This window comes from Empedobacter sp. R132-2, from assembly GCF_030324375.1.
Lineage (GTDB): Bacteria > Bacteroidota > Bacteroidia > Flavobacteriales > Weeksellaceae > Empedobacter > Empedobacter falsenii_B.
In genome coordinates this window covers 1-22,913 of the sequence record NZ_JACAGG010000025.1, presented here as the reverse complement: position 1 = coordinate 22,913, position 22,913 = coordinate 1, and the positions used below count along the sequence as shown (strand labels likewise).

Genomic DNA, 22,913 nt, shown 5'->3' with positions numbered 1-22,913 from the left:
CATTGAATTTCAATTGGTTAGATTTTATTTGTTTTATTGGAATTAAGATACAAATTTTCTACAAGGATAATACCAAAAATGTACTTTTTCATACATCGTTTTACCATTTTTGGAAACGATTACAACTCCATTAAAAGGAAATGAATGTTTTGAACGGATAATTTTTTCGAAGTCGAGTTTTAATTGTGCGTTTTTTTGCGCAAAAATTGGTTGACAAATAAGATAAATTAATCCTAAAGTCAAGATTTTTAGAAGAGTTTTCATTTTTATGTTTTGGTTAATGTAAAAGTAAAATATAATCTGTTTTGAAATTGATAATATTTTAAAATTCTCTTAAAACTTTTTAATTTTCATTGGTAAAACCAATATTCTTTTATTAAATTTGAGTCAAACAATTGAAGCTATGAGAAGAATTTTTTTTGAAAAAGATAGCCACAAAGACTACTTATTTGTTATAATTGATCACGAAAGAGAATTGGATCAAATTTATAAAGTAGATAATTTTACTGACGAAACTGGACGTGAATATGTGTACACCTTGATTGGAGAACGCAAAAAACTGAATGCAGATTTGTTGAAACCACATGTTGTTGCGCTAGAGAATGGGAGTTACACGAATTACAATGGAGAGGGAATTGTAACAGATTGTCATGCGTGTTTAGAAAGTATTGTGGATAATAGAGGATTGAATAGAGAACAAGAAATATTTGTTTATGTTCGAAATAAATAGAAATTACAAAAGGCTTTGAAATTTTACTCAAAGCCTTTTTTTATGAGATTTCAATTTGATTGAAAATTAATTTTTGAACGACTTCATCCAAATGTTCTTTGTGTTTTGCGACATAATCATTGGCAACGTCCAATAATGTTTTAATGTTGCTGTTGGAAACATTTCCTAAATCCAATGCAGATTCTGGAATTTCAGGATTAAATCGATAATAATTTTGTTGATATTTTGGCTTCAATAAAGCGAACATGCTTCTCATTTCCTGATCGACCATATCAACGCCAGTCGAAATAAAAATGTCTACCAAAGGATCTACCCATTTCGATTTTGAAATTCCTGTTAAATGTTCGTGTTTATATGATTTTGCACGTGAACCATTTCCGAGAGAAATGATAATAAATTCTTGTAAAGGTGCTGTTCCATTATATTTTAATTCATCTTTGAAATATTTATTAAAATTTATTTTTTGCGTTTCGATAAAGCCAACAAAAGTTGGATTGTTTGCAAAAACACCACCATCAATGCAACTAAATTCTTGATCAGCGAATGATTTTATTTTTGCAGGTTCAAAATAAGTTGGCGCAGCTGATGAAGCACGGCAAATATCTTTTACATAGAAATTTCGGAAAGGAGAGATTCCATCAATCGAATTGAAAATTTTTGGTTTTTGATGCTCAGTATCATAAGAAACTATCGCGCAAGGACGAATCAAATCTTTTAACTCTGTATCTCCAAAAACGATTTTTAATTGCTCTTCCAATACAAGTGTTGGTAAATTATCTTTTAGCACACTCAACGGATTATTGAGAATTGTCCAAAATGTTTTTGAGAAGATATTTTTCCCTTCACCTAAATAAATATTCAGTGCATCTGTGATCGAGTGTTTTGCTCTTTTTGGATTTTCGGTAGAAGGAGATAATAACAAAGAAGCGATTAAAGCGCCAGTACTTGTACCTGCAATAAAATCGACATAATCGCCTATTTTGGCATTTTCGTCATGAATTTCCTTTAATTTATCTTCGATGTATTTTAAAATGACACAAGATATAATTCCTCTAATTCCGCCTCCATCCAAAGAAAGTAAGACAATTTTTTTCTCTTTAAATTCCATTTTTGATGTTCTATTGTTTAAAGTTAAACTTTTCCTTTTAAATATTCTTTATTTTTACACTTGATAATTTGTTTCAAAATGACCAAAAAACTTTTCCCAACATACGATATCTGTAATCTGAATACCGAAAAAAATAGCAATGAGTTGTTTTCCATCGATCATTTTAGAGGTTATGTTGATAGTAATCCTCATTTGCAGGAAGTTCACAGTCATAATTATTACCATTTGGTCTATTTTACAGAAGGTAGTGGCGAACATTTGATCGATTTTGAAAAGTTTGAGGCTAAATCTGGGACAATGTATTTTATGAAACCTGGACAGGTGCACCAATGGTATTTTAAGGAAAAATATGATGGGTTTGTAGTGAATTTTTTCGATAATTTTTTTGATTGGATTGGAATTAATTCTTCCATTTTACAGAAATTTAGATTTTTACAATCTATTTTGGTGAAAGATCATGTGGTTGAAATTTCGCCAGATTTACAAGAAAAAATTGCAAGTTATTTTGAAGAAATGATAAATGAAAATCAAAAAAATAATCAATTCTCGAATTTAAAAATTGGTTTTCATTTGATGAGTTTATTCATTGATATTGAACGAAGTTTAGAAGCGGTAAAAATTAAAACAAGTGATTATCAATCGGTATTGTTGAATAATTTTCAGGAGCTTATCGATCAAAATTTTAAGAACAAAAAACTACCAAAAGAATATGCCGAATTGTTGTACATCACGCCCAATCATTTGAATGCGCTTTGTAAAGATATTTTGGGTAATTCGGCAGGAGAGTTGATCAGAAGTCGTGTGGTATTAGAAGCAAAACGTTTGCTAGTTAATAAAGAAATTTCGGTGACTGAAATAGCTTATTTACTTAATTTTCAGGATGCATCTTATTTTGTGAAATTCTTTAAGAAATATACTGAATTTACGCCAGAACAATTTCGAAAACAATATTACGCTTAGATTAATTATTATTATATCGAATAGGAATATTAAAATAGATTTTTAAAGGATTTTCGTTAATTAATTAAAGCAGGTTTTATTTTGGATAATCTTTCTTCAACATCATGACTCAATTTCATGTTAAAACATTCTACGTAATTATCTGTTTTTTCTTCACATCTTGGATAAATTGCGAACTGAGTCACATTTTTATTGTGTATATTTTTTGTAAAAAAGTAAAAGTACAAATAGAAAATACTAGTAGCTTTAGTAAGTTTTTCATAATAGGTGGTTTATGTTTTTATTTGGTAAATATTTATAAATTAATGATTTATATCAATCCGTAAATATTACCATAAATACCATAAATAGTGCCAAGCTCTAACCTGATTGTAACGGTAAATTTGCATAGATATTAAGTAGTAAGGTATATGAGTGATATAAAACAAGATTCAACGCAACTTGGTTTTGAAAAAGAGAATGAGCAATTCAGAACAGAGGTCGCAACAATGGATAAAAAAGGAACTCGAAAATGGGTGTATGCGAAGAAACCTTCTGGGAGATACACTAATTATCGTACAATTGTTTCTTCGGTTCTATTGCTTTTATTAGTTGGGTTACCCTTTATAAAATTAACAAATGGAAATCCTATTTTTAAATTTGATGTGTTCAATACGAATTTCATTCTTTTTGGTTATCCATTTTTTACAACAGATTTTTTCTTACTTGCTTTCGGGATGATTGTAAGTGTGGTTTTTATTATATTATTTACGACTGTTTATGGACGATTGTTTTGTGGATGGTTATGTCCGCAAACAATTTTTATGGAAAGTGTTTTTCGTAAAATTGAGTATTGGATAGAAGGTGATAGAAGCAAACAAATTCGTTTGGATAAACAAGATTGGAACGAAGAAAAAATTTTGAAAAGAGGAGGAAAGTGGACGATATTTTACATTATTTCGTTTTTCTTTTCGAATATATTTTTGGCATATATCATCGGAATGGATGAATTGATCAAAGTAATTACCGAAGGTCCATCAGAGCATGGAGGTTTATTATTGGGAACATTTATTTTTAGTATTTTTTTCTATTTTGTTTTCGCTTGGTTTCGTGAGCAGGTTTGTACGTTGGTATGTCCTTACGGAAGATTTCAAGGAGTTTTGATTGATAAAAAAACAATTCAAGTTTCGTATGATTTCAAAAGAGGTGAAAATACAAACGGACGCTCTAAATTTAGAAAAGGTGAAGATCGTGTTGCTGCAGGAAAAGGAGATTGTATCGATTGTGGTCAATGTGTGGCGGTTTGTCCTACGGGAATTGATATCAGAAATGGTTCTCAGTTAGAATGTATCAATTGTACAGTTTGTATGGATGCTTGTGATGATATTATGACGAAGATTAATTTGCCAACAGGATTAATAAAATATGCTTCCGAAGAAAATATCGAACAAGGAAAATCATTTAAGATTACTGCAAGATTAATTGCTTTTACATTTGTATTGGTTGCAATGATAGGAGCAATGACGGTGTTTATGTTAAATAGAAGTGATGTCGAAGTGAAGTTTCTACAAGTTCCAGGAAAAGATTATGTCGTAGAAGGTGATTATATTATTAATACAATGCAATACAGTTTGATGAATAAAACCAACGAACCATATAAATTAGTTGTTCGTGTAAATGGTTTTAAAGGTGGAAAAACTGTTTTGTTAGTAGAACCAAATCAATATATACAAATAGATGAAGGAAAATTAAAGCAAGGTTTAATAGATATTAAAATTCCTAAAAGAGAACTGAAATCTTACAAAGTTCCAGTTATTTTAGAATTAAAAGATTTGAAGGGAAAAACCATCGATCATTATACGATTAGTTTTATGGCTCCTTTTTAGTTGAATTAAAAACGTCTTACATTTTGTAAGACGTTTTTTTTTTGAGTTTATTTTTTTGTCAACACTTCGTTTTCAAATGTCACACCTTTCCATCCGTTTTGCATAAATTGACGAATATTATTGTGATCAGTTCCTTCTGGCGAATCTAATACAGCTTGATAATGTTCTGCAAATAATTTTAAGGTATCATCTTCAGAGAAATTATTCAATTTTGCAAAAGCAAAAACCTTCGCACTTCCTTGATTTTGATCTACAGCATTTTCCTGATTTCCATTTACAAATGCAGACGCTGTATAAGTATAATTTTCTTCGATATGGGCGATAACATCAGCAAAATTTGCTTCGTTTTGGTTTAATTTTTCTAAAATCATTTTATCTTTTTGTCAAAAATAAGAACTTATTTCGAATACAATAAATCATTAAGTATGTTAATTTTTTTATGTCGTTAAATAGTTAACGTATGTTTAACAACTTTCTGTCTATTAATTAATTAGATTTATAATTATTAACAAAATAAAAATAAATTTTATGTTCGAAAGAAGGCAATTTAATTATGAAACGTCAAGTGTTGCGCTACGCGAGCTTGCAGAAAAAGGATATCAAGAAGATTTTAATTTATTAGAAAGTGATTTGATTGATCATCCGCACGATTTTAAGATTATTTACATTTATCGTTACGAAGGAAATTCGAGTCCCGAAGATGAATCGAGTGTTTATGGAATCGAGAAAATTTCGACTGGAGAAAAAGGTGTTTTAGTTGCAGGTAATTTAGGATTTGTACAAACTAATTTAGCATCGATACTTATCCAATTAGAAATTGAGGGCAGAGGTAGAATTCTGAACAACTAAAAATAAAAGCATGAATCAACTACTAAATATTACCATTAAAATATAAAAAAGCGTTATCAATTTTCTTGGTAACGCTTTTTTATATTTTTTCGAATAAATTTGAACTTTCTAAAGAAAGTTAATCGTTTTCTGTTTTTAATAATAGTCTATATTCAGAAAAACGATGTTCGCGAATAGGTCTTATAAAAGGTTCTGTTTTGAAATATAAAACTAAACATGGAGAAATATTTTTATATTTTTCTAGAAACTCAAACAAAACTAATTCACCATTCTTTATTCGCTGTTTTATTTTGTTGTGATAAGGATACATTTTCCTTTTTATAAAATATTACTTCGCTTTTCTACATAAAACCTTGAACGGAATAGAAAATGCACTATTATATTTTGATTTCAAACGACGAATATCTCTCGAAGCAGATGCTCTTGTAAAATAATCTCCAACTAAAACGCGATAGTCTGGTGAGAAATAAGCTGTTTGCGATGATAAGTCAGGATAAGAACGTGCAAATTCATTTCTTACCTTCTCTGCATCTTTTCTATCTTTCGAATAATAAATCTGAATTTTGAAACCATTAACCTGTGGTGTACCTGCGCAAGGATCATTAGATTGTATAACTGTTTTTTTCTCTGTCGGTTTCTTTACAGTAGTGGTATAACTACAAACAGCATCTTCTTTTGCTTTTAATACATTATTTATTCTACTATCAATTTCCATATTCAATGTACCATTGTTGATAATTTGAACGGTATCAATTTTATCTTGAGCAAACACGCAAGAAGAAAATGTAATAAGGAATAAAAAGATAAATTTTTTCATAAGATGAAATTAATTTGTGCAAATATACTTTTTACAATTAAGTTATTAAATTTTATAGACTTTTATTTTCTTACAACGAATATTGTTCCAATTTTTTTTTACTAACAAATATTTGATTGTTGTTTCATAAAATTGATTGGCAGATTGTAATAAAAACAATAATGATTATTTTTTTAAATTATGTTAAATAGTAATTTTTCTTGTTCTAAATCTTTTCTATCAAATCAAATAGATAATATTTATACAGCGATATTTTTTAATAATTAATTTAGAAACGTTTTAAATTAAGCTCAATGACAAAGTTCAGTATGTAAACTTTATGATTTTATTAAGTATTGAAGCTATTTTTGCTGTTAGTTAAGTGTTCAAATAAAAACGAGTTAAAAGAAACAACGAACTGAGATTATTTAAGTAAATGAAGGCAAGATTTCTAAAAAGAATACGTTTATGGAGCTGCGCGATAATACTATCGACGTTCTCCTTAGCAAATGCCCAAGATGCAGGTAAAGGTTACGAATTATTCGAAGCCAACTGTACTGCATGTCACCAGATTGATGGTAAATTAATTGGGCCGGAATTACGTAATGTTGAGAAACGCGTACAAGATGAAGCTGGACTTGGAAAAGAGTGGTTACACTCTTGGATTAAGGACAACAAAGCTTTACGTGCGTCTGGAGATGCGTATGCAAACAAAATTTTCGCTGAGTACAATAACACTGAAATGTTAGCTTTCCCTAACTTATCTGACGGTGATATTGATAATATTCTAGCGTATACTGCCGATCCTGATGGTGGTAAAAAGGCTTTTGATGATGCAAAAGCTGCAAAAAAGAAAGAAGCTGCTGCTGCTAAAGCTGCTGCTGACGGAAACGGAGGTGGTGCTGGAACAGGAGTTATCGCAGTTGGATTTGTTGTATTAGCAGCATTATTATTGTGGATTTTGGTTCGCGTTAATGCATTAGTTAAAGCAACTGCAACTGATGATTTAGATTCTAAAGAAGAAAAAGCTGCTTTTTCTTTCGCAAACTTCTTCCAAAAATACCAAAAAGTTGGTGGTGTGTTAATCGCAGTATTAGCATTCTTTGCATTGTACAACGTGTATTGGGGATTAATGGGAGTTGGTGTTGATAAAGGTTACGAGCCAGAACAACCAATTTATTTCTCTCACAAAGTTCACGCAGGTGTACAAGGTATCGACTGTCAGTACTGTCACAGTTCTGCTAAATACGGTAAAGTGTCTGGAATTCCTTCACCAAACGTATGTATGAACTGTCACAAAACAATCAAAGAATACAAAGGAGATTACTTCGAAGAAGATTTAATCACTTCTGGTAAATTCGCTGATGAGGAAGCAGTTAAGAATTTCTATACAGGAGAAATCCAAAAAATGTATAAAGCTATTGGATGGAATCCAGAAACGAACAAATACGATGGTCCACAAAAACCAATCGAATGGGTACGTATCCACAATATGCCAGATTTCGTATTCTTTAGCCACGCACAACACGTTGTAGCAGGAGAGAAAGCGATTAAGAAAGCAATTAAAGATGGAACTATTCCAAATGCTAAAGAATTGAACATTGGATCAGGAGACCAAGTTTGTTTTGCATGTCATGGACGTGTTGATGAAATGAACGAAGTAAAAATGGCGAATGATTTCACAATGGGATGGTGTATCGAGTGTCACAGAACTACTGAGGTAGATATGGACAACGAGTATAACAAAGAATATTACGCAGAACTACACGAAAAACTGAAAAAACAGTACGGTGACGCAACTAAGATTACAGTTGATGCTATCGGAGGTTTAGAGTGTGGTAAATGTCATTATTAATATAAAAAAGAGAGGAGTATAAATGGCTTCGAAGAAAAATTACTGGAAAAGTTTTGAGGAGTTAACTGACAATACATTAAATGAAAAGTTAACTACCAACGAATTTGCAGAAGAAATTCCTGTAGATAATTTCTTAGGGAATGATAACGCCATGGAGAATAGTCAAACTTCACGACGTGACTTTTTGAAGATTTTAGGGTTCAGTACAGCTGCTGTTACTTTAGCAGCCTGTGAAGCTCCAATCGTAAAATCTGTTCCTTATGTAGTGAAACCAGAAAACATTATGCCTGGTGTACCTACTTATTATGCATCTACAATTTTTGATGGATACGATTACGCGAACGTATTAGTACGTACAAGAGAAGGTCGTCCTATTAGAATTGATGCAAACAAAGGCGCAAAATATTATGGTTCTACAAATGCACGTGTTCAGGCATCTGTATTATCATTATACGATTCTGATAAAATAAAATCACCTTTAACAAACGCAGGTGAAAACTTCAAAGCAACATCTTGGAAAGAGCTTGATGCCCGTGTAACAAAAGCATTAGCATCAGTAGGAGGGAAAAAAGTAGTTATTTTAACTTCATCTTTACCTTCACCAACAACTAAAAAGTTGATTGCTGAGTTTGCAACAAAATATCCAACAACTCAACACGTTGTTTATGATGCAATTTCTTCTACGAATGCATTAGACGCAGCGCAAGAAGTTTATGGAAAAAGAGAATTGCCATTCTACGATCTTAAGAATGCTGAATTAGTTGTTTCTTTCAACGCAGATTTCTTAGGTGATTATAATGGTGGTGGAATGGAAGGTGATTATGGTATTGCTCGTAAACCAGGAGCAAAAATGATGCGTCACATCCAAGTAGAATCTGTTTTATCTTTAACAGGAGCAAATGCTGATACACGTTATCCATTAAAACCAACTGATACTGAAAAAGTATTGGCTGAAGTTTATAATAAATTAGCAGGTGGTTCAGCTTCATCTAAAGAAGCATTAGCTATTGCTGCTGAATTAACAGCAAAAGGTTCTAAAGCGGTTGTTATGGCTGATGGTTCGAAAGAAGCATACGCAATTGCATACGCAATTAACCAATTGTTAGGATCAGCTGCAGTTTCTGATAAAGCTGTTTTATTAAAAGAGTCTAACGACGCTGTATTTAATCAATTTGTTGCAGAAGCTAAAGCTGGACAAGTTGGAGTTTTATTAAACTTCCAAACAAATCCAATTTACAATGCTAAAAATGCAAAAGAAATTGAAGCAGCTTTCAAAAACATTGGACTTAAAGTTGGTTTAGTTGAAAAATTAGACGAAACTGCATCAGTAATGGACGTTATTGCTCCAGTTACTCACGGTTTAGAGTCTTGGAATGATTTCAACCCATTAACAGGTGTTTATTCATTACAACAACCAACAATTCCACGTGTATTTGATTCTCGTCAATTCCAAGATTCATTAATCGCATGGATGACAGGAGTAACTAAAGTAACAGAAGTAGAAGATCCAAATGATCCAATTATGGTGATGGCGGTTTCTGCAACTAGACAAAAAGTTTCTCCATATTACTTATATGTAAAACAAAACTGGGAATCAGCTATTTTACCAAAATTAGGTGTAGATTTCAACAAAGCATTATACAATGGTTATAATGAAGCGACTGAAACTTCTACATTTACTGCTAACACTGGTGTTGCTGCAGCTGCTGCTACAAAATTAGCTGCTGGTAAAGCGACAGAATGGGAGATTCAATTCTATTCTAAAGCTGGTTTAGGAGATGGTACACAAGCAAACAATCCTTGGTTACAAGAATTACCAGATCCAATTACACGTAACTCTTGGGATAACTATTTAACAGTTAATCCAAATGATGCGGAAAAATTAGGAATCAAAATTCAAGATAACTACAACGTTACAAACGGAAGAATGCAATTTGACGGTGAGTATGTAAACTTAACTGTTAATGGAGTAGTTTTAGAAAATGTTCCAGTATTCATCCAACCAGGTCAAGCAATCGGAACTGTAGGTTTAGCTTTCGGTTACGGTCGTACAAAAGCTGGTAAAGTTGCAAATAATGTAGGGGTTAACGCTTTCGCATTATACACTGGTAATGTAGGTGCATCTAACGTTAAGATCGAAAAATCTTCTCGTTCAGATAAACACGAATTTGCTAACATGCAACAACAACCAACATTGATGGGACGTTACGAAATCGCAAGAGAAGTTTCTTTAGCAGATTTCATCAACACAGATCGTCAAGAATGGAATCCAGTTGCGAAGATGCCAACATGGAGAGGAGATTCTCCAGTAGGTGAAGTAGATTTATGGGCTAGTTTTGATCGTTCAACAGGACCTCACTTCAATTTAACAATTGATATGAACTCTTGTACAGGATGTGGAGCGTGTGTGATTGCTTGTCAAGCAGAAAACAACGTACCAACTGTTGGTAAAGAGCAAATGCGTATGTCGAGAGATATGTATTGGTTAAGAATTGACCGTTACTACTCTGATGTTACTTACCAAGATAAAGACGGAAAATTAACTCAAAAAGTTGCGTTAGAATCTGATCCAGATAACGAACCACAACAATATACACGTTTAATTAAGCCAGAGGCTGAAAATCCAGATGTGATTTTCCAACCATTAATGTGTCAACACTGTAACCACGCTCCTTGTGAGACTGTGTGTCCAGTAGGTGCAACATCTCATGGTCGTCAAGGTCAAAACATGATGGCCTATAACCGTTGTGTTGGTACTCGTTATTGTGCAAATAACTGTCCTTATAAAGTACGTCGTTTCAACTGGTTTAACTGGGCGAACAATGATAAATACGACTTCCACATGAACAATGATTTAGGTCGTATGGTACTTAATCCAGATGTTGTTGTACGTACACGAGGAGTAATTGAGAAATGTTCATTCTGTATCCAACAAACTCAAGCTGCAATCTTAAAAGCTAAGAAAGAGAACAGAGTAGTTAAAGACGAAGAGTTTATGGCTGCTGCTGCTTGTGCTGCTGCTTGTGGAACAGGTGCGATGAAATTTGGTGATATCAATGATGATAAATCTGAAGTAAGAGCAGCATCGAAAGATAAACGTTCTTATGTTTTATTAGAAGAAATTGGTACAAAACCAAACGTTATCTATCAAGTAAAAGTTAGAAACAGAAAAGAACAAGCTTAATTAAATTAGTAAAGAATTAATAAGGTAAACAAATATGTCACATTACGAATCACAGGTAAGAGAACCCCTTATTTTAGGACATAAAACCTACCACGATATCACAGTAGACATTGCTCGTCCAATTGAGACGCCAGCAAGTAAATTGTGGTGGACATGTTTCAGTATAGCAATGGTTGCATTCATCTTTGGTGTTGGAGCAATTGCTTATACAGTAGGAACTGGTATTGGTGTATGGGGATTGAATAGAACGATTAACTGGGGTTGGGATATCACCAACTTCGTATGGTGGGTAGGTATCGGTCACGCTGGTACGTTAATCTCAGCCGTTTTATTATTATTCCGTCAAAAATGGAGAATGTCGGTTAACCGTTCTGCGGAAGCCATGACAATCTTCGCCGTTGTACAGGCAGCGTTATTCCCTGTAATTCACATGGGTCGTCCATGGTTAATGTACTGGGTTTTCCCAATTCCTAACCAATTTGGATCTTTATGGCCTAACTTTAACTCACCATTATTATGGGACGTATTCGCGATTTCTACGTATTTCTCTGTATCAACAGTTTTCTGGTTGATGGGATTAATTCCTGACTTCGCTATGGTACGTGACCGTGCAACAAAACCATTCGCTAAGAAAATCTACGGAATCTTATCATTCGGATGGGGTGGTGGAGCAAAACACTGGCAACGTTTCGAAGAGTTATCTTTGGTATTAGCTGGTTTATGTACACCGTTAGTATTCTCGGTACACACGATTGTATCTTTTGACTTCGCAACGTCGGTAATCAAAGGATGGCACTCAACAGTATATCCTCCATATTTCGTTGCTGGAGCTATTTTCTCTGGTTTCGCGATGGTACAAACATTATTAAGTGTAATGCGTAAAGTTTTACACTACGAAGATTATATCACACGTAAACACATCGAGTACATGAATATTGTAATCGTTGTAACAGGTGGTATGGTTGCAGTAGCATACTTAACAGAGTTATGGATCGCTTGGTATTCAGGATCTCGTTACGAAGACTTTACATACTTCTCTCCAGGAGCAGCAACAGGACCTTATTGGTGGGCATTCTGGGCGTTAATTATCTGTAACGTTTTAGTACCAGGATTATTATGGATTCGTCCAATCAGAAGAAACTTCTTCTGGACATTCGTTATCTCTATCGTAGTTAACATCGGTATGTGGTTCGAGCGTTTTGATATTATCGTTATCAACTTATCTCGTGACTATTTACCATCGAGCTGGACAATGTTTATGCCTTCATGGGTAGACGTAGGTATCTTCTTAGGTACTATGGGATTCTTTTCTGTGTTATACTTATTGTACGCACGTACATTCCCAGTTATTTCACAATCTGAGTTAAAAACTATTTTGAAATCATCAGGCGAAAGCTATAAAAAACATCATACTGAAGATGAGCATCACGAACACTAAAATCGTTTATGGTCTTTACGGAGACGATGATGATTTATTAAAAGCAGTAAAATCTATTCGTAAACAAGGTATTACGATAGATGAAGTATATACACCTTTCCCTGTACACGGTTTAGATAAAGCTTTAGGATTAAAGAAAACTCGTATTTCTGACCTTGCTTTCTTCTACGGTGCATTTGGTACAACGTTAGCATCTTTGATGACATGGTTTATTATGAACCATGACTGGGCTCAAGATATTGGAGGGAAACCATCTTTTTCTTGGGGTGAGAATATGCCAGCTTTCGTTCCTATTATGTTCGAGTTGACAGTATTCTGTGCAGCGCACTTTATGTCATTAACATACTTAGTGCGTAACAAAATGTACCCAGGTGCTAAAGCTAAAAACCCAGATCCACGTACAACAGATGATAAATTCTTAATCGAAATCAGAACAGCTGATGTTGAGAAAATCAAAAATGTATTTGTAGAAACTGGTGCTGAAGAAGTAACTGTAAAAGGTGATGTAGTCGTAGAACCAAGTGTTAACAATTTAGTACAAGAAGCATAATGAAAAAGATAGCATTACTTATAGGATTAGGAAGTATTATTATCACTTCTTGTTCTGATAAAAAACGTCACGCAAGTATCGTATATATGCCAGATATGTATTATCCTACGGCATATGATCCTTATGAAAAGGCAACTTTTGGTTACCCTCATGACGAAGAAAACTCTGAAGTTCCTGTATTAAGTAAAAATCATAATATGTCTGCATTAGAATCTGTAGAAGGTGCTGTTGCAAGAACAGATGGTGATATTTTACCATGGACTTTCAAAAACAATAACGCTGGTTATGCACAAGCAAAAGCAGTAACTGTTTCTCCTTTGAATGCGGCTAACAAAGCTGCAGACTTAGAAAGAGGTAAGTTATTGTTTGGACAAAATTGTGCAGTTTGTCACGGTGAAGCTGGTGATGGACAAGGTTCAATTGTAAAATCTAAAGCTTATTCAGGTGTTCCTAATTATAGCGAAAGAGATGTTACAGTAGGTTCTGTTTATCATGTAATTATGTACGGAAAAAATGCGATGGGTTCTTACGCATCTCAATTGACTCCTGCAGACCGTTGGAGAGTTGCTGAATATGTAATGAGTTTGAAAGGTGCTACTACAGCTGCCGCTGCTCCTGCTGGAGACGCAACTGCTGAAGCAAAACCTGCAACAGAAATTGAAACAGCAACTAATAAATAATAAAATAAGTTAATTATTATGCAATATACATTTTCCCCAAGATTAAAAAATGCATCACTTATCTTAGCTGTTATAGGTGTTGTACTTTACGGGATAGGATTTTTCTTACATCAACAAGATGTTGCTAATTCAACTGAATATATTAACGGTTTGATTGAAGCTCACCCAACTCAATTTTTTGGTGACTACATTTCAGATTCTTATGCATCTATGAACACAGATCATGCTGGACACATGGAGCATTTGACAAATTTATTGAAAAACAGACCTTGGGCTGCTTTCTATGTACCAGCTTATTTATCGTTTGGTATTGCGGCATCTGCGTTGTTTTTCTTATGTATTCAATTCGTAGCTAACGCTGGTTGGTCTATGGTAGTATCTCGTGTTATGGAGGCTATCGCGTCATTTTTACCAGTTGGTTCTGTACTTGTAGCTATCATCGTTTTAGGATCTTATTTTCATATGAATCACTTATTCCACTGGATGGATGCTGATTTAATAAATCCTGATAGCGAGAAGTATGATATCTACATGGCAAACAAAGCTCAACTTTGGTTAAGCCCTAACTTCTGGTTAATACGTTGTGTTATTTACTTAGTAGTATTATCTTTAATGTTACCAGTAATTAAAAACGCAACACGCAAATTAGATGAGACAAACGGAGACTTAAAAGTGTACGCTCAATTGTACAAAAAATCAGTAATTTACTTAGTGATTTTCGCAATTTGTTCTGCAGCATTTGCTTGGGATTTCGTGATGTCTTTAGATCCACACTGGTTCTCTTCATTATTTATGTGGTACGGAATGGTTTCATACTTAGTTTCTGCGGTTTCTATTATGGCAATTATTTCTATCTACTTAAAAAGAAAGAACGCTTTACCATTATTCAATGATAACCACTTACACGATTTAACAAAATTCATGTTCGGTTTCTCATTATTATGGTCATACTTATGGTTCTGTCAATTCATGTTACAATGGTACGCAAACATTCCTGAGGAAGCTCAATACTTCCAACAACGTATGGCGCAATACCCATTATATTTCTGGATGTTGATTATTAACTTAGTAGCTCCATTCTTGATTTTAATTTCTTCAAGCATGAAACGTCGTTATCAAATCGTTTTCGCGATGGGATTTGTTATCATTTTTGGACACTACTGGGATTTCTACAACCAAATTATGCCAGCAGCTGTTGGACCATTCCACAACTTTGGTTTAATGGAAATTGGAGCATTAGTTGGAATCGGAGGATTATTTACATTCGTAGTTATGAATGCAGTTTCTAAATTAAACCTAGAAGCAAAAGGTCACCCTTACTTCCACGAATCAAAAATTTATGAATATCCTTTCTAATTAGAAAGATGTTATAAAACCTAAAAAGCTCGATGCATTTGCATCGAGCTTTTTTATTTGATTAATAATTTGTAATATTTTTATTCTTGAATTGTTCTACGTTTTATTTCCAAATCAACCAAGAAATGATCGACATCGTCATCTGTTGATAAATTTCCAACCACGTAAACACCTTTATCTCCGTTTTGATTATTGATTATACCATAAACCGAAGATTCGTCATCAGGATCAGACATTCCTTCGTAACGATAAATACACACGATATCAAAGATTTCAGGAGCTTGTTTTAATTGATCTTTTTCGATATTATAGTCAATCGTAAAACCATTTTCTTTTAGTTCGTCTAAGGCTTCGTTTGTTGTTTTGTAGCGGTATTGGATTTTTTCTTTCATAATTTTAATAGTTTAATTATTGAGTCTCAAATACTATTCCAATCAGTATATTCATTAAAATATAGTAAAGTCTTTTTTGGTAAGGTTATTGTTTTATTTCAAAGTGAATATAATGAATATGATTATGAAACTAATACTATTAAAAAAAATTAACTTGATTGCAGTTTTTGCTCTTGCTGCTTTATTTTTGGTTTCGTGTGATGGATCTACAACTATATATGGATTAGAGCATCAGCATAAACACAAAAAGAAGTATAAGAAATATCCGAAGTACGAAGTAAGATATGATGACCATCGTAGCTTACCACCAGGTCAACACAAAAAAGTACACGGTGATAAATCTTCAAAAAGATATGCACCAGGTCAACAAAAGAAAAATAATGGGAAATATTATAAAAAGAAAGGGCATAATAAACATCATAATGATTAAAAAAGAAAAGGATTGAACATTGTTCAATCCTTTTCTTTTTTAATATCTAAAAATTGTTTTATTCTACAACTTCCATTTCTACGTTTAATGTTCCCGCATTAATAGAACCTATAGAAGTAAACGCTGCTTTACTCAAATCCAATAAACGAGATTTTGTATGAGGTCCTCTATCGTTTATTTTTACAACAACAGATTTTCCGTTATTTATATTGGTTACTTTGACTTTTGTACCGAATGGTAAAGTTTTGTGGGCTGCAGTTAAGTTATTTTTGTTATATAACTCGCCACTAGAAGTTTTTTTACCGTGAAATTTATCAGCATACCATGATACAATTCCACTTACTTTTTTTCCAGCTTTTTCAACAATTTCCGAAATCGCAGTGTTATCTGTTTTATTAAAATCTGAAAATTTATTGATTAAATTAAGTTTCAAATTTTTAGTTATAGTAACTGGTAACGGATTTTCTATTGAAAAGTTTGATTTTCCTTTAGCTTGAGCCATTGGGATAATCATCAGCATTACTAATAATGTTAAAATATTCTTTGTCATTCTTTAGTTCTTTCTGAATCTTTATCTAAAATAAGCATAATTGATTTTGTTTGTACATGCATAGTTTTTTCTAATGTTTTTTAGAAATGAAAAGAGACTTAAATGTATATGTTTAGTAGCTTTAGAAAGAAATGTTAACTATAAGTTAAAAATATAGTTACTTATTAAAATTTTTAAGAATTATTTACAAATATTGTCTAAATAATTATTAATCAATTTATTAACTTTTTAACAAGTAAATGTTAAATTAAATGACGCGATTAAGATGTTGATTTAAGATATTTTTTAATCCAGTAAAACGCATAATTTGTTGAAGAATTTGACTCGTTTCTTCAATTGATAATTCAGGATTTTTTGTTTGATGCATCAATTCTTTAATCATATTATCTATGTAAATAATTTTGAAGCGAAGTAAAACATCAAATAAATCTTTGTGCACAAATTCTTCTTTTTTCTTAATATTGATGCCTTGTTTTACTGTCCAGTTTTCGCTTAAACTATGCTTTTCTAACATCATTTCCGAAGCAAGCTGTACAATTTCTGGATTGGTTAATCGAGAAAAATAAGTTCCTGTTCGCAATTCATCATTTTCCAAACCAACTTTCACTTCTTCTAAAATAGATTGATAAAGCGGATTACTCAAACTCAGTTCGTTTTCATCAAATTGAGAAATGATTTCTTGGTTAACTGTTGTTTTATATAGCTCGTTGTTCTCGTTCTTCAAATCAACTTCCAAATCACCAAATTGCATAATCAACTTAATAATTTCATTTTCTACAGTTTGTTGAACATTGATGACTTCCTTTGTAGACGGAACAACCGAAATAGCAGTTTTTTTTGTTCGCGCATTATCGATAATATGAGAAGACGAAGAAGTTGATTTATCGCCAGAATTTTGCAATTGAGCCAATTCTTTGAACAAAACTTCTTCTCGAATTTCCATAATTTTAGAAGTTTCTGCAATGTAAACTTCTTGCTTGATAATATTTGGAATAAGTGAAATCGATTTGACAATTTCTCTAATTAATTCAGCTTTTTTGATAGGATCATTCTTCGCATCTTCCAACAAAACATTTGCCTTGAAACGAATAAAATCGGAGGCATTTTCTTTTATATACGCTTCGATTTCTGTTGTCGAATGTTTTTTGGAAAACGAATCTGGATCTTCGCCTTCTGGTAACAAAAGAATTTTGACATTCATTTCTTGTTCCAAAATCATATCAATTCCACGGAAAGATGCTTTGATCCCAGCATTATCACCATCGTACATCACAATGATGTTCTCTGTCAAACGTTTTATCAAACGAATTTGTTCATTTGTAAGCGCTGTTCCAGAACTCGCTACTACATTTTGAATTCCTGCTTGATGCAACGACAAAACATCTGTATAACCTTCGACCAAAAAACATTGATCGGCTTTTGTAATGTGTTGTTTTGCCTGAAATAATCCGTAAAGCGTTTTACTTTTATGGTAAATTTTATTTTCGGGAGAGTTTAAATATTTAGCAGCTTTGGCATCATTTCGCAAAATTCTTCCACCAAAACCTAATGTACGTCCCGAAAAACTATAAATAGGAAACATAACACGTTCGCGAAACTTGTCATATTTCTTATTATCTTCTTTGAAAGTTGCTAAACCAGCTTCTTCAATTAATTCTTTCGAATAACCATTTTTTAAGGCATATTCAGCAAAGGCATCCCATTGTTTTGGTGAATAACCAAGTTCAAATTTGTCGATAGTTTCTTTGGTAAAGCCACGTTCGCGGAAATAACTTAATCCAATCAAATTTCCTTCTTCCGAATTATGCAATTGATTAGTAAAGAATTTCTTCGCAAAATCAGTCAAGATATATAAACTTTCGCGGTCTTTTTCCTCTTGTTGTTGCTCAAAAGTATATTCAGCATCTTCTTCAATCTCGATGTTATAACGTTTTGCCAACCATCGCAACGCTTCTGGATAAGTAAATTGTTCAACTTCCATCAAAAAAGTCACAACATTTCCACCTCTTCCAGAAGAAAAATCTTTCCAGATTTGTTTGGCAGGTGAAACAACAAAAGAAGGTGTTTTTTCGTTCCCAAAAGGCGAGAGTCCTTTTAAGCTAGAACCTGCACGTTTTAAGTTTACAAAATCACCAACAACTTCTTCTACACGAGCTGTTTCGAAAATTATATCTATCGTTCTTTGAGAAATCAAATTGAATTATTTTTTAGAATTATGTAAACAAATTAATTCTCAAAATTAAAACAAATTCTTTACTTGGCTTCATCTTTTCAAAACCTTTGTAGAAATGTATTTTAACATTTTTGAGATTTGGTATGATATTCGTTTATTAGACTGAAACTTGAAATTAAATTTTATGAAATCAACAATTTTAAAAATATCTTTTTCAGCAATTTTAGCAACAGGATTCTTAACATCTTGTTCTACTGTTAATAACGTGATAGGTAATACTGAAAACACAAATAACAACTCTATTTTAGGAAAATGGGAGTTGAGCCAAATCAATTTTATGAAGGCAGGTTCTATTGCAGAAGCTTATCCAATGGGAACTCCTTACCTTAATTTTATTTCGAATAGTATGTTAAATGTTTCGGATGGTTGTAACACTTTGAATGGAGGAGTTACAATTTCTGGAAATGAAATTACATTTGGTAATATGATGTCTACGATGAAAGCTTGTCAAAATGTAGAAGATTCTAATTTCAGTTCAAAATTAAACGGAAAATTAAAATACTCTATTTCAGATAATAAATTATTATTAATTCAAGGAGATATTGTCATCATGACTTTTGTTCGTCCTGGTAATTTAGCAGGTTCTTGGGAATTAGAAGAATTTATTGGTAAAGATAGAAGTGCCAAAACATTAGATGATCGTTTCCCAAATCAAAAACCTAGATTAACATTTCAAAATAACAAGGTTTCTGGTAATGATGGATGTAATAATTTGATAGGTGCTTATGTAGCAGTTGGTAATTCATTGACAGTAAAAAACATCGCCACTACGCGAATGGCTTGTCAAGGTGTAGATTATGATGCTTTTGGAGAGCGTTTTAATAATGTAAATAAATACGAAATTGTAGACGGAAAATTAGTTTTGTTTGCAAATGATGTTAAAACAATGGTTTTCAAGAAAAAATAATGAAATTCAATTTATAAATCATTAAAGCTGTCATTTTTTGACAGCTTTTTTATTTTTATATTTGTAGACTTTTTAAAAGGAGAGAAAGATGAAATTTCCACAAACACATCAATTAAAAGATATAGCATCAATTATCGATGCGAAATTTATTGGAGACGAAAATTTTCCAGTAGAAGGAATCAATGAAATTCACCGTGTAGAAGCGGGAGATATAGTTTTTGTTGATCATCCAAAATATTATGATAAAGCGTTACAATCGAATGCTACAATCGTTTTGATTAACAAAGAAGTTGATTGTCCAGAAGGAAAAGCTTTGTTGATTTCTGATGATCCTTTCCGTGATTTTGTCAAAATTGGACAACATTTTATGGCGTTTGAAACTTCTACAAAACAAATTTCTGATTCAGCAGAAATAGGTGAAGGAACAGTTATTCAGCCAGGGGCATTTATTGGAAATCATGTTAAAATTGGAAAAAATTGTGTGATTCATTCTAATGTTTCAATCAATGATTATGCAATTATCGGAGATAATGTAATTATTCGTTCGGGAACAGTTTTAGGAGCTGATGCATTTTATTACAAAAACCGCGAAACAGGTTTTGATCGTTTAAAATCTGTCGGAAATGTTATCATCGAAAATAATGTAGAAATTGGTGCGAATTGTACGATAGATAGAGGAGTTTCTGCGTCTACAATTATTGGAGAAGGAACAATTATGGATAACTTAATTCAGATTGGTCATGATACAATTATAGGTAAAAAATGTTTGATTGCTTCGCAAGTTGGAATTGCTGGTTGTGTAAATGTAGAAGACGAAGTTTCTATTTGGGGACAAGTTGGGATTACAAGTGGTATAACAATCGGTACAAAAGCGGTGTTATTAGCACAAGCAGGAGTTAGTAAATCTTTGGAAGGTGGAAAAACATATTTTGGTTATCCAGCAGAAGAGGCTCGTGGCTTGTATAAAAAAATGGCTGTCACAGAGATAATGGTTCGCGATTACAAGAGAAAATAAAATTCTTTATAGAATATATTTGCAGCCGACCATTTGGTCGGCTTTTTTTTATGATAAATATCTTATACTTTTTTGTCCTGTTCTAATAAAGACTTAGTGTATTTTTTACATTGAATATTTTTTAAAATGCAAAACTCCTTTTATATTTGTGTAAATTAAAAATCACAATGTCTGTATTAGTAAACAAAGATTCAAAAATAATCGTTCAAGGTTTCACAGGGAAAGAAGGAACTTTTCATGCTGAGCAAATGATTGAATATGGAACACAAGTAGTAGGTGGTGTAACTCCAGGAAAAGGAGGACAAACTCACCTAGGATTACCAATTTTTAACACAGTAAAAGATGCTGTTGATCAAGCAGGAGCAGACGTTTCTATTATTTTCGTTCCACCAGCATTCGCTGCTGACGCTGTAATGGAAGCTGCAGAAGCAGGTATCAAAGTAATTATTTGTATTACAGAAGGTATTCCAGTAGAAGATATGGTAAAAGTACAAGCTTATGTTGACCAAAGAGATGTAACATTAATCGGACCTAACTGTCCTGGTGTTATTACTTCTGAGGAAGCTAAAGTTGGTATTATGCCAGGTTTCATTTTCAAAAAAGGTAAAGTTGGTATCGTTTCTAAATCAGGAACTTTAACTTACGAAGCTGCAGACCAAGTTGTAAAAGCTGGTTACGGAATTTCTACAGCAATCGGAATTGGTGGAGACCCAATTATTGGAACTACAACGAAAGAAGCTGTTGAATTATTTATGAATGACCCTGAAACTGAGTGTATCGTAATGATTGGTGAAATTGGTGGACAATTAGAAGCTGAGGCTGCTCGTTGGATTAAAGCAAATGGAACTAAACCAGTTGTAGGATTTATCGCAGGACAAACTGCACCAAAAGGTCGTACAATGGGACACGCTGGAGCTATCGTTGGTGGAGCTGATGATACAGCACAAGCTAAAATGGCAATTATGGAAGAATGTGGAATCCATGTTGTTGCATCTCCTGCTGATATCGGAGCTACAGTTGCAAAAGTTTTAGGATAAGAATATTCTTAATCAAAATAGTAAGGAACTCAAATTTGAGTTCCTTTTTTTATTTTAAAATTCTTGTTATGCAATAAATATTATATGTAATCAATACAATCAATAATACTCCTAAACACATTAGTAATAAATCAAATCGCCCTTGAAATTTATTTGAAAAATCGATTTGTATTAACTCTTTATTTTGATATTTTAAAGCTTGTATTGATATTATTTTCTTATTATTTAAATGAGAATAAAAATAAGGTTGTGCCATTTTTTTGATTTTGTAATCATTATCCTCTTTAAAAATTTCGAATTCAATCAAATTATTTTGATGATTTGTTTTAACAAATTCATATCCATTAATTTTATTGAAATTTTCATATTGTAAATTGAAATTTATTTGAGGATATTCTTTTAATTTAAAGATTAAATATTCTTTTCGATTTTTCCTTTTTCCACTAAAATCTATTTCTGGCTGATAAGCCATATGACCTTTAATGGTTTTGTATTCTTGTATTTTATCAGAATGATAATTTTCTATGCTAAAAGATAAAATAAATATTATTAAAGAGGAGAAAATCAATGATGTAATTATAATGTATTCTTTTTCTACAAAACTTATTTCAAAGTCTTCATTCTTTTTTATTTCAGGATAATTAGTTTTTAAATAAGATAGAATCTCATCAAACACATATTTATTATGAACTTCTTTAATACGACAAACTATTTTATTATCAGCATACAATTGAATTAATTGTCCATTAGACTTCCTTTTATAAGAATCTTTATATTCACCATTTGTAATACTATAGCTTGTGAAATCTATCGCTTTCTTATATACTAAATTAGTATAAATAAGTCTGTTGTTATTAAATTCATAAGACTCTTTACTATTACTAATTATAAAATAAAGTTGAATGTGTAATCTTCCCTAAAAAACGGAACGTTTAAAAATATAGTTTATTAACTTAGGGATAATTATGAAACAAAGCA

General features: G+C 32.3%; 22 protein-coding genes. 14 read left to right on the top strand and 8 right to left on the bottom strand.

Annotation, left to right across the window (positions count from 1 at the left end; genetic code table 11):
• Nucleotides 1-42: 42 nt before the first annotated feature.
• Nucleotides 43-264: a hypothetical protein gene (locus HXZ69_RS11285; protein WP_286496035.1), complete on the bottom strand. Its 222-nt coding sequence runs from the start codon at nucleotides 262-264 to the stop codon at nucleotides 43-45.
• Between the two features lie 139 nt (nucleotides 265-403).
• Here HXZ69_RS11285 and HXZ69_RS11280 point away from each other — a divergent pair, with 139 nt between their 5' ends.
• Nucleotides 404-730, top strand: a complete 327-nt coding sequence (locus HXZ69_RS11280; RefSeq protein ID WP_125349744.1) for a hypothetical protein — start codon at nucleotides 404-406, stop codon at nucleotides 728-730.
• A 40-nt stretch (nucleotides 731-770) separates the two neighbouring features.
• On the opposite strand, the gene HXZ69_RS11275 is transcribed toward HXZ69_RS11280, so the two are convergent.
• Nucleotides 771-1,838, bottom strand: coding sequence for a patatin-like phospholipase family protein (locus tag HXZ69_RS11275; RefSeq protein ID WP_286496034.1), 1,068 nt, complete (start codon nucleotides 1,836-1,838; stop codon nucleotides 771-773).
• A 78-nt stretch (nucleotides 1,839-1,916) separates the two neighbouring features.
• Between HXZ69_RS11275 and HXZ69_RS11270 the strand changes: the two genes are divergently transcribed.
• Nucleotides 1,917-2,798, top strand: coding sequence for an AraC family transcriptional regulator (locus HXZ69_RS11270; RefSeq protein WP_286496033.1), 882 nt, complete (start codon nucleotides 1,917-1,919; stop codon nucleotides 2,796-2,798).
• Between the two features lie 410 nt (nucleotides 2,799-3,208).
• Nucleotides 3,209-4,663 (top strand): cytochrome c oxidase accessory protein CcoG, encoded by a 1,455-nt coding sequence (ccoG, locus tag HXZ69_RS11265; RefSeq protein WP_286496032.1) that lies wholly within the window; start codon nucleotides 3,209-3,211, stop codon nucleotides 4,661-4,663.
• A gap of 47 nt (nucleotides 4,664-4,710) precedes the next feature.
• Here the strand turns inward: ccoG and HXZ69_RS11260 are convergent, their stop codons facing one another.
• Nucleotides 4,711-5,034, bottom strand: coding sequence for a HopJ type III effector protein (locus HXZ69_RS11260; RefSeq protein ID WP_286496031.1), 324 nt, complete (start codon nucleotides 5,032-5,034; stop codon nucleotides 4,711-4,713).
• A 157-nt stretch (nucleotides 5,035-5,191) separates the two neighbouring features.
• On the opposite strand from HXZ69_RS11260, the gene HXZ69_RS11255 reads away from it, so the two are divergent.
• Nucleotides 5,192-5,512 carry a hypothetical protein gene (locus HXZ69_RS11255; protein WP_286496030.1) on the top strand — a complete coding sequence of 107 codons (321 nt, stop codon included), beginning with the start codon at nucleotides 5,192-5,194 and terminating at the stop codon, nucleotides 5,510-5,512.
• A 328-nt stretch (nucleotides 5,513-5,840) separates the two neighbouring features.
• On the opposite strand, the gene HXZ69_RS11250 is transcribed toward HXZ69_RS11255, so the two are convergent.
• On the bottom strand, nucleotides 5,841-6,329 hold the full coding sequence (locus HXZ69_RS11250; protein ID WP_286496029.1) for an SPOR domain-containing protein: 489 nt from the start codon (nucleotides 6,327-6,329) through the stop codon (nucleotides 5,841-5,843).
• A 415-nt stretch (nucleotides 6,330-6,744) separates the two neighbouring features.
• On the opposite strand from HXZ69_RS11250, the gene HXZ69_RS11245 reads away from it, so the two are divergent.
• The 6 genes from HXZ69_RS11245 to HXZ69_RS11220 are packed head-to-tail and all read left to right on the top strand — an operon-like array spanning nucleotide 6,745 to nucleotide 15,371.
• Nucleotides 6,745-8,163 (top strand): c-type cytochrome, encoded by a 1,419-nt coding sequence (locus tag HXZ69_RS11245; RefSeq protein WP_286496028.1) that lies wholly within the window; start codon nucleotides 6,745-6,747, stop codon nucleotides 8,161-8,163.
• A gap of 22 nt (nucleotides 8,164-8,185) precedes the next feature.
• Nucleotides 8,186-11,347, top strand: a complete 3,162-nt coding sequence (locus tag HXZ69_RS11240) for a TAT-variant-translocated molybdopterin oxidoreductase (protein ID WP_038336918.1) — start codon at nucleotides 8,186-8,188, stop codon at nucleotides 11,345-11,347.
• Between the two features lie 34 nt (nucleotides 11,348-11,381).
• Complete coding sequence (gene nrfD, locus HXZ69_RS11235; protein ID WP_038336919.1) at nucleotides 11,382-12,785, top strand: NrfD/PsrC family molybdoenzyme membrane anchor subunit; 1,404 nt, start codon at nucleotides 11,382-11,384, stop codon at nucleotides 12,783-12,785.
• Nucleotides 12,766-13,335 carry a DUF3341 domain-containing protein gene (locus tag HXZ69_RS11230; RefSeq protein ID WP_221627898.1) on the top strand — a complete coding sequence of 190 codons (570 nt, stop codon included), beginning with the start codon at nucleotides 12,766-12,768 and terminating at the stop codon, nucleotides 13,333-13,335. Before nrfD ends, HXZ69_RS11230 begins: the two co-directional genes overlap by 20 nt.
• Complete coding sequence (locus HXZ69_RS11225) at nucleotides 13,335-14,015, top strand: c-type cytochrome (protein ID WP_286496027.1); 681 nt, start codon at nucleotides 13,335-13,337, stop codon at nucleotides 14,013-14,015. Before HXZ69_RS11230 ends, HXZ69_RS11225 begins: the two co-directional genes overlap by 1 nt.
• Before the next feature lie 18 nt (nucleotides 14,016-14,033).
• Nucleotides 14,034-15,371 carry a hypothetical protein gene (locus HXZ69_RS11220; protein WP_286496026.1) on the top strand — a complete coding sequence of 446 codons (1,338 nt, stop codon included), beginning with the start codon at nucleotides 14,034-14,036 and terminating at the stop codon, nucleotides 15,369-15,371.
• Nucleotides 15,372-15,451: 80 nt separating this feature from the next.
• Here the strand turns inward: HXZ69_RS11220 and HXZ69_RS11215 are convergent, their stop codons facing one another.
• On the bottom strand, nucleotides 15,452-15,763 hold the full coding sequence (locus HXZ69_RS11215) for a hypothetical protein (protein ID WP_180906125.1): 312 nt from the start codon (nucleotides 15,761-15,763) through the stop codon (nucleotides 15,452-15,454).
• Between the two features lie 124 nt (nucleotides 15,764-15,887).
• Between HXZ69_RS11215 and HXZ69_RS11210 the strand changes: the two genes are divergently transcribed.
• The gene (locus tag HXZ69_RS11210) at nucleotides 15,888-16,193 is read left to right on the top strand and encodes a hypothetical protein (RefSeq protein ID WP_286496025.1); all 306 of its coding nucleotides are present in this window, start codon (nucleotides 15,888-15,890) and stop codon (nucleotides 16,191-16,193) included.
• 58 nt (nucleotides 16,194-16,251) lie between these two features.
• Here the strand turns inward: HXZ69_RS11210 and HXZ69_RS11205 are convergent, their stop codons facing one another.
• Both HXZ69_RS11205 and dnaG read right to left on the bottom strand, forming a co-directional pair.
• Nucleotides 16,252-16,743 carry a septal ring lytic transglycosylase RlpA family protein gene (locus HXZ69_RS11205; RefSeq protein ID WP_286496024.1) on the bottom strand — a complete coding sequence of 164 codons (492 nt, stop codon included), beginning with the start codon at nucleotides 16,741-16,743 and terminating at the stop codon, nucleotides 16,252-16,254.
• A 247-nt stretch (nucleotides 16,744-16,990) separates the two neighbouring features.
• Nucleotides 16,991-18,937, bottom strand: coding sequence for a DNA primase (gene dnaG / locus HXZ69_RS11200; protein ID WP_286496023.1), 1,947 nt, complete (start codon nucleotides 18,935-18,937; stop codon nucleotides 16,991-16,993).
• Between the two features lie 163 nt (nucleotides 18,938-19,100).
• On the opposite strand from dnaG, the gene HXZ69_RS11195 reads away from it, so the two are divergent.
• From HXZ69_RS11195 to sucD, 3 genes are all read left to right on the top strand, one after another.
• On the top strand, nucleotides 19,101-19,883 hold the full coding sequence (locus HXZ69_RS11195) for an META domain-containing protein (RefSeq protein WP_286496022.1): 783 nt from the start codon (nucleotides 19,101-19,103) through the stop codon (nucleotides 19,881-19,883).
• A gap of 88 nt (nucleotides 19,884-19,971) precedes the next feature.
• The gene (locus HXZ69_RS11190; RefSeq protein WP_286496012.1) at nucleotides 19,972-20,898 is read left to right on the top strand and encodes a UDP-3-O-(3-hydroxymyristoyl)glucosamine N-acyltransferase; all 927 of its coding nucleotides are present in this window, start codon (nucleotides 19,972-19,974) and stop codon (nucleotides 20,896-20,898) included.
• A 167-nt stretch (nucleotides 20,899-21,065) separates the two neighbouring features.
• Complete coding sequence (gene sucD / locus HXZ69_RS11185; RefSeq protein WP_038337297.1) at nucleotides 21,066-21,935, top strand: succinate--CoA ligase subunit alpha; 870 nt, start codon at nucleotides 21,066-21,068, stop codon at nucleotides 21,933-21,935.
• Between the two features lie 49 nt (nucleotides 21,936-21,984).
• On the opposite strand, the gene HXZ69_RS11180 is transcribed toward sucD, so the two are convergent.
• Nucleotides 21,985-22,665, bottom strand: coding sequence for a hypothetical protein (locus HXZ69_RS11180; RefSeq protein ID WP_286496011.1), 681 nt, complete (start codon nucleotides 22,663-22,665; stop codon nucleotides 21,985-21,987).
• Nucleotides 22,666-22,913 lie beyond the last annotated feature (248 nt).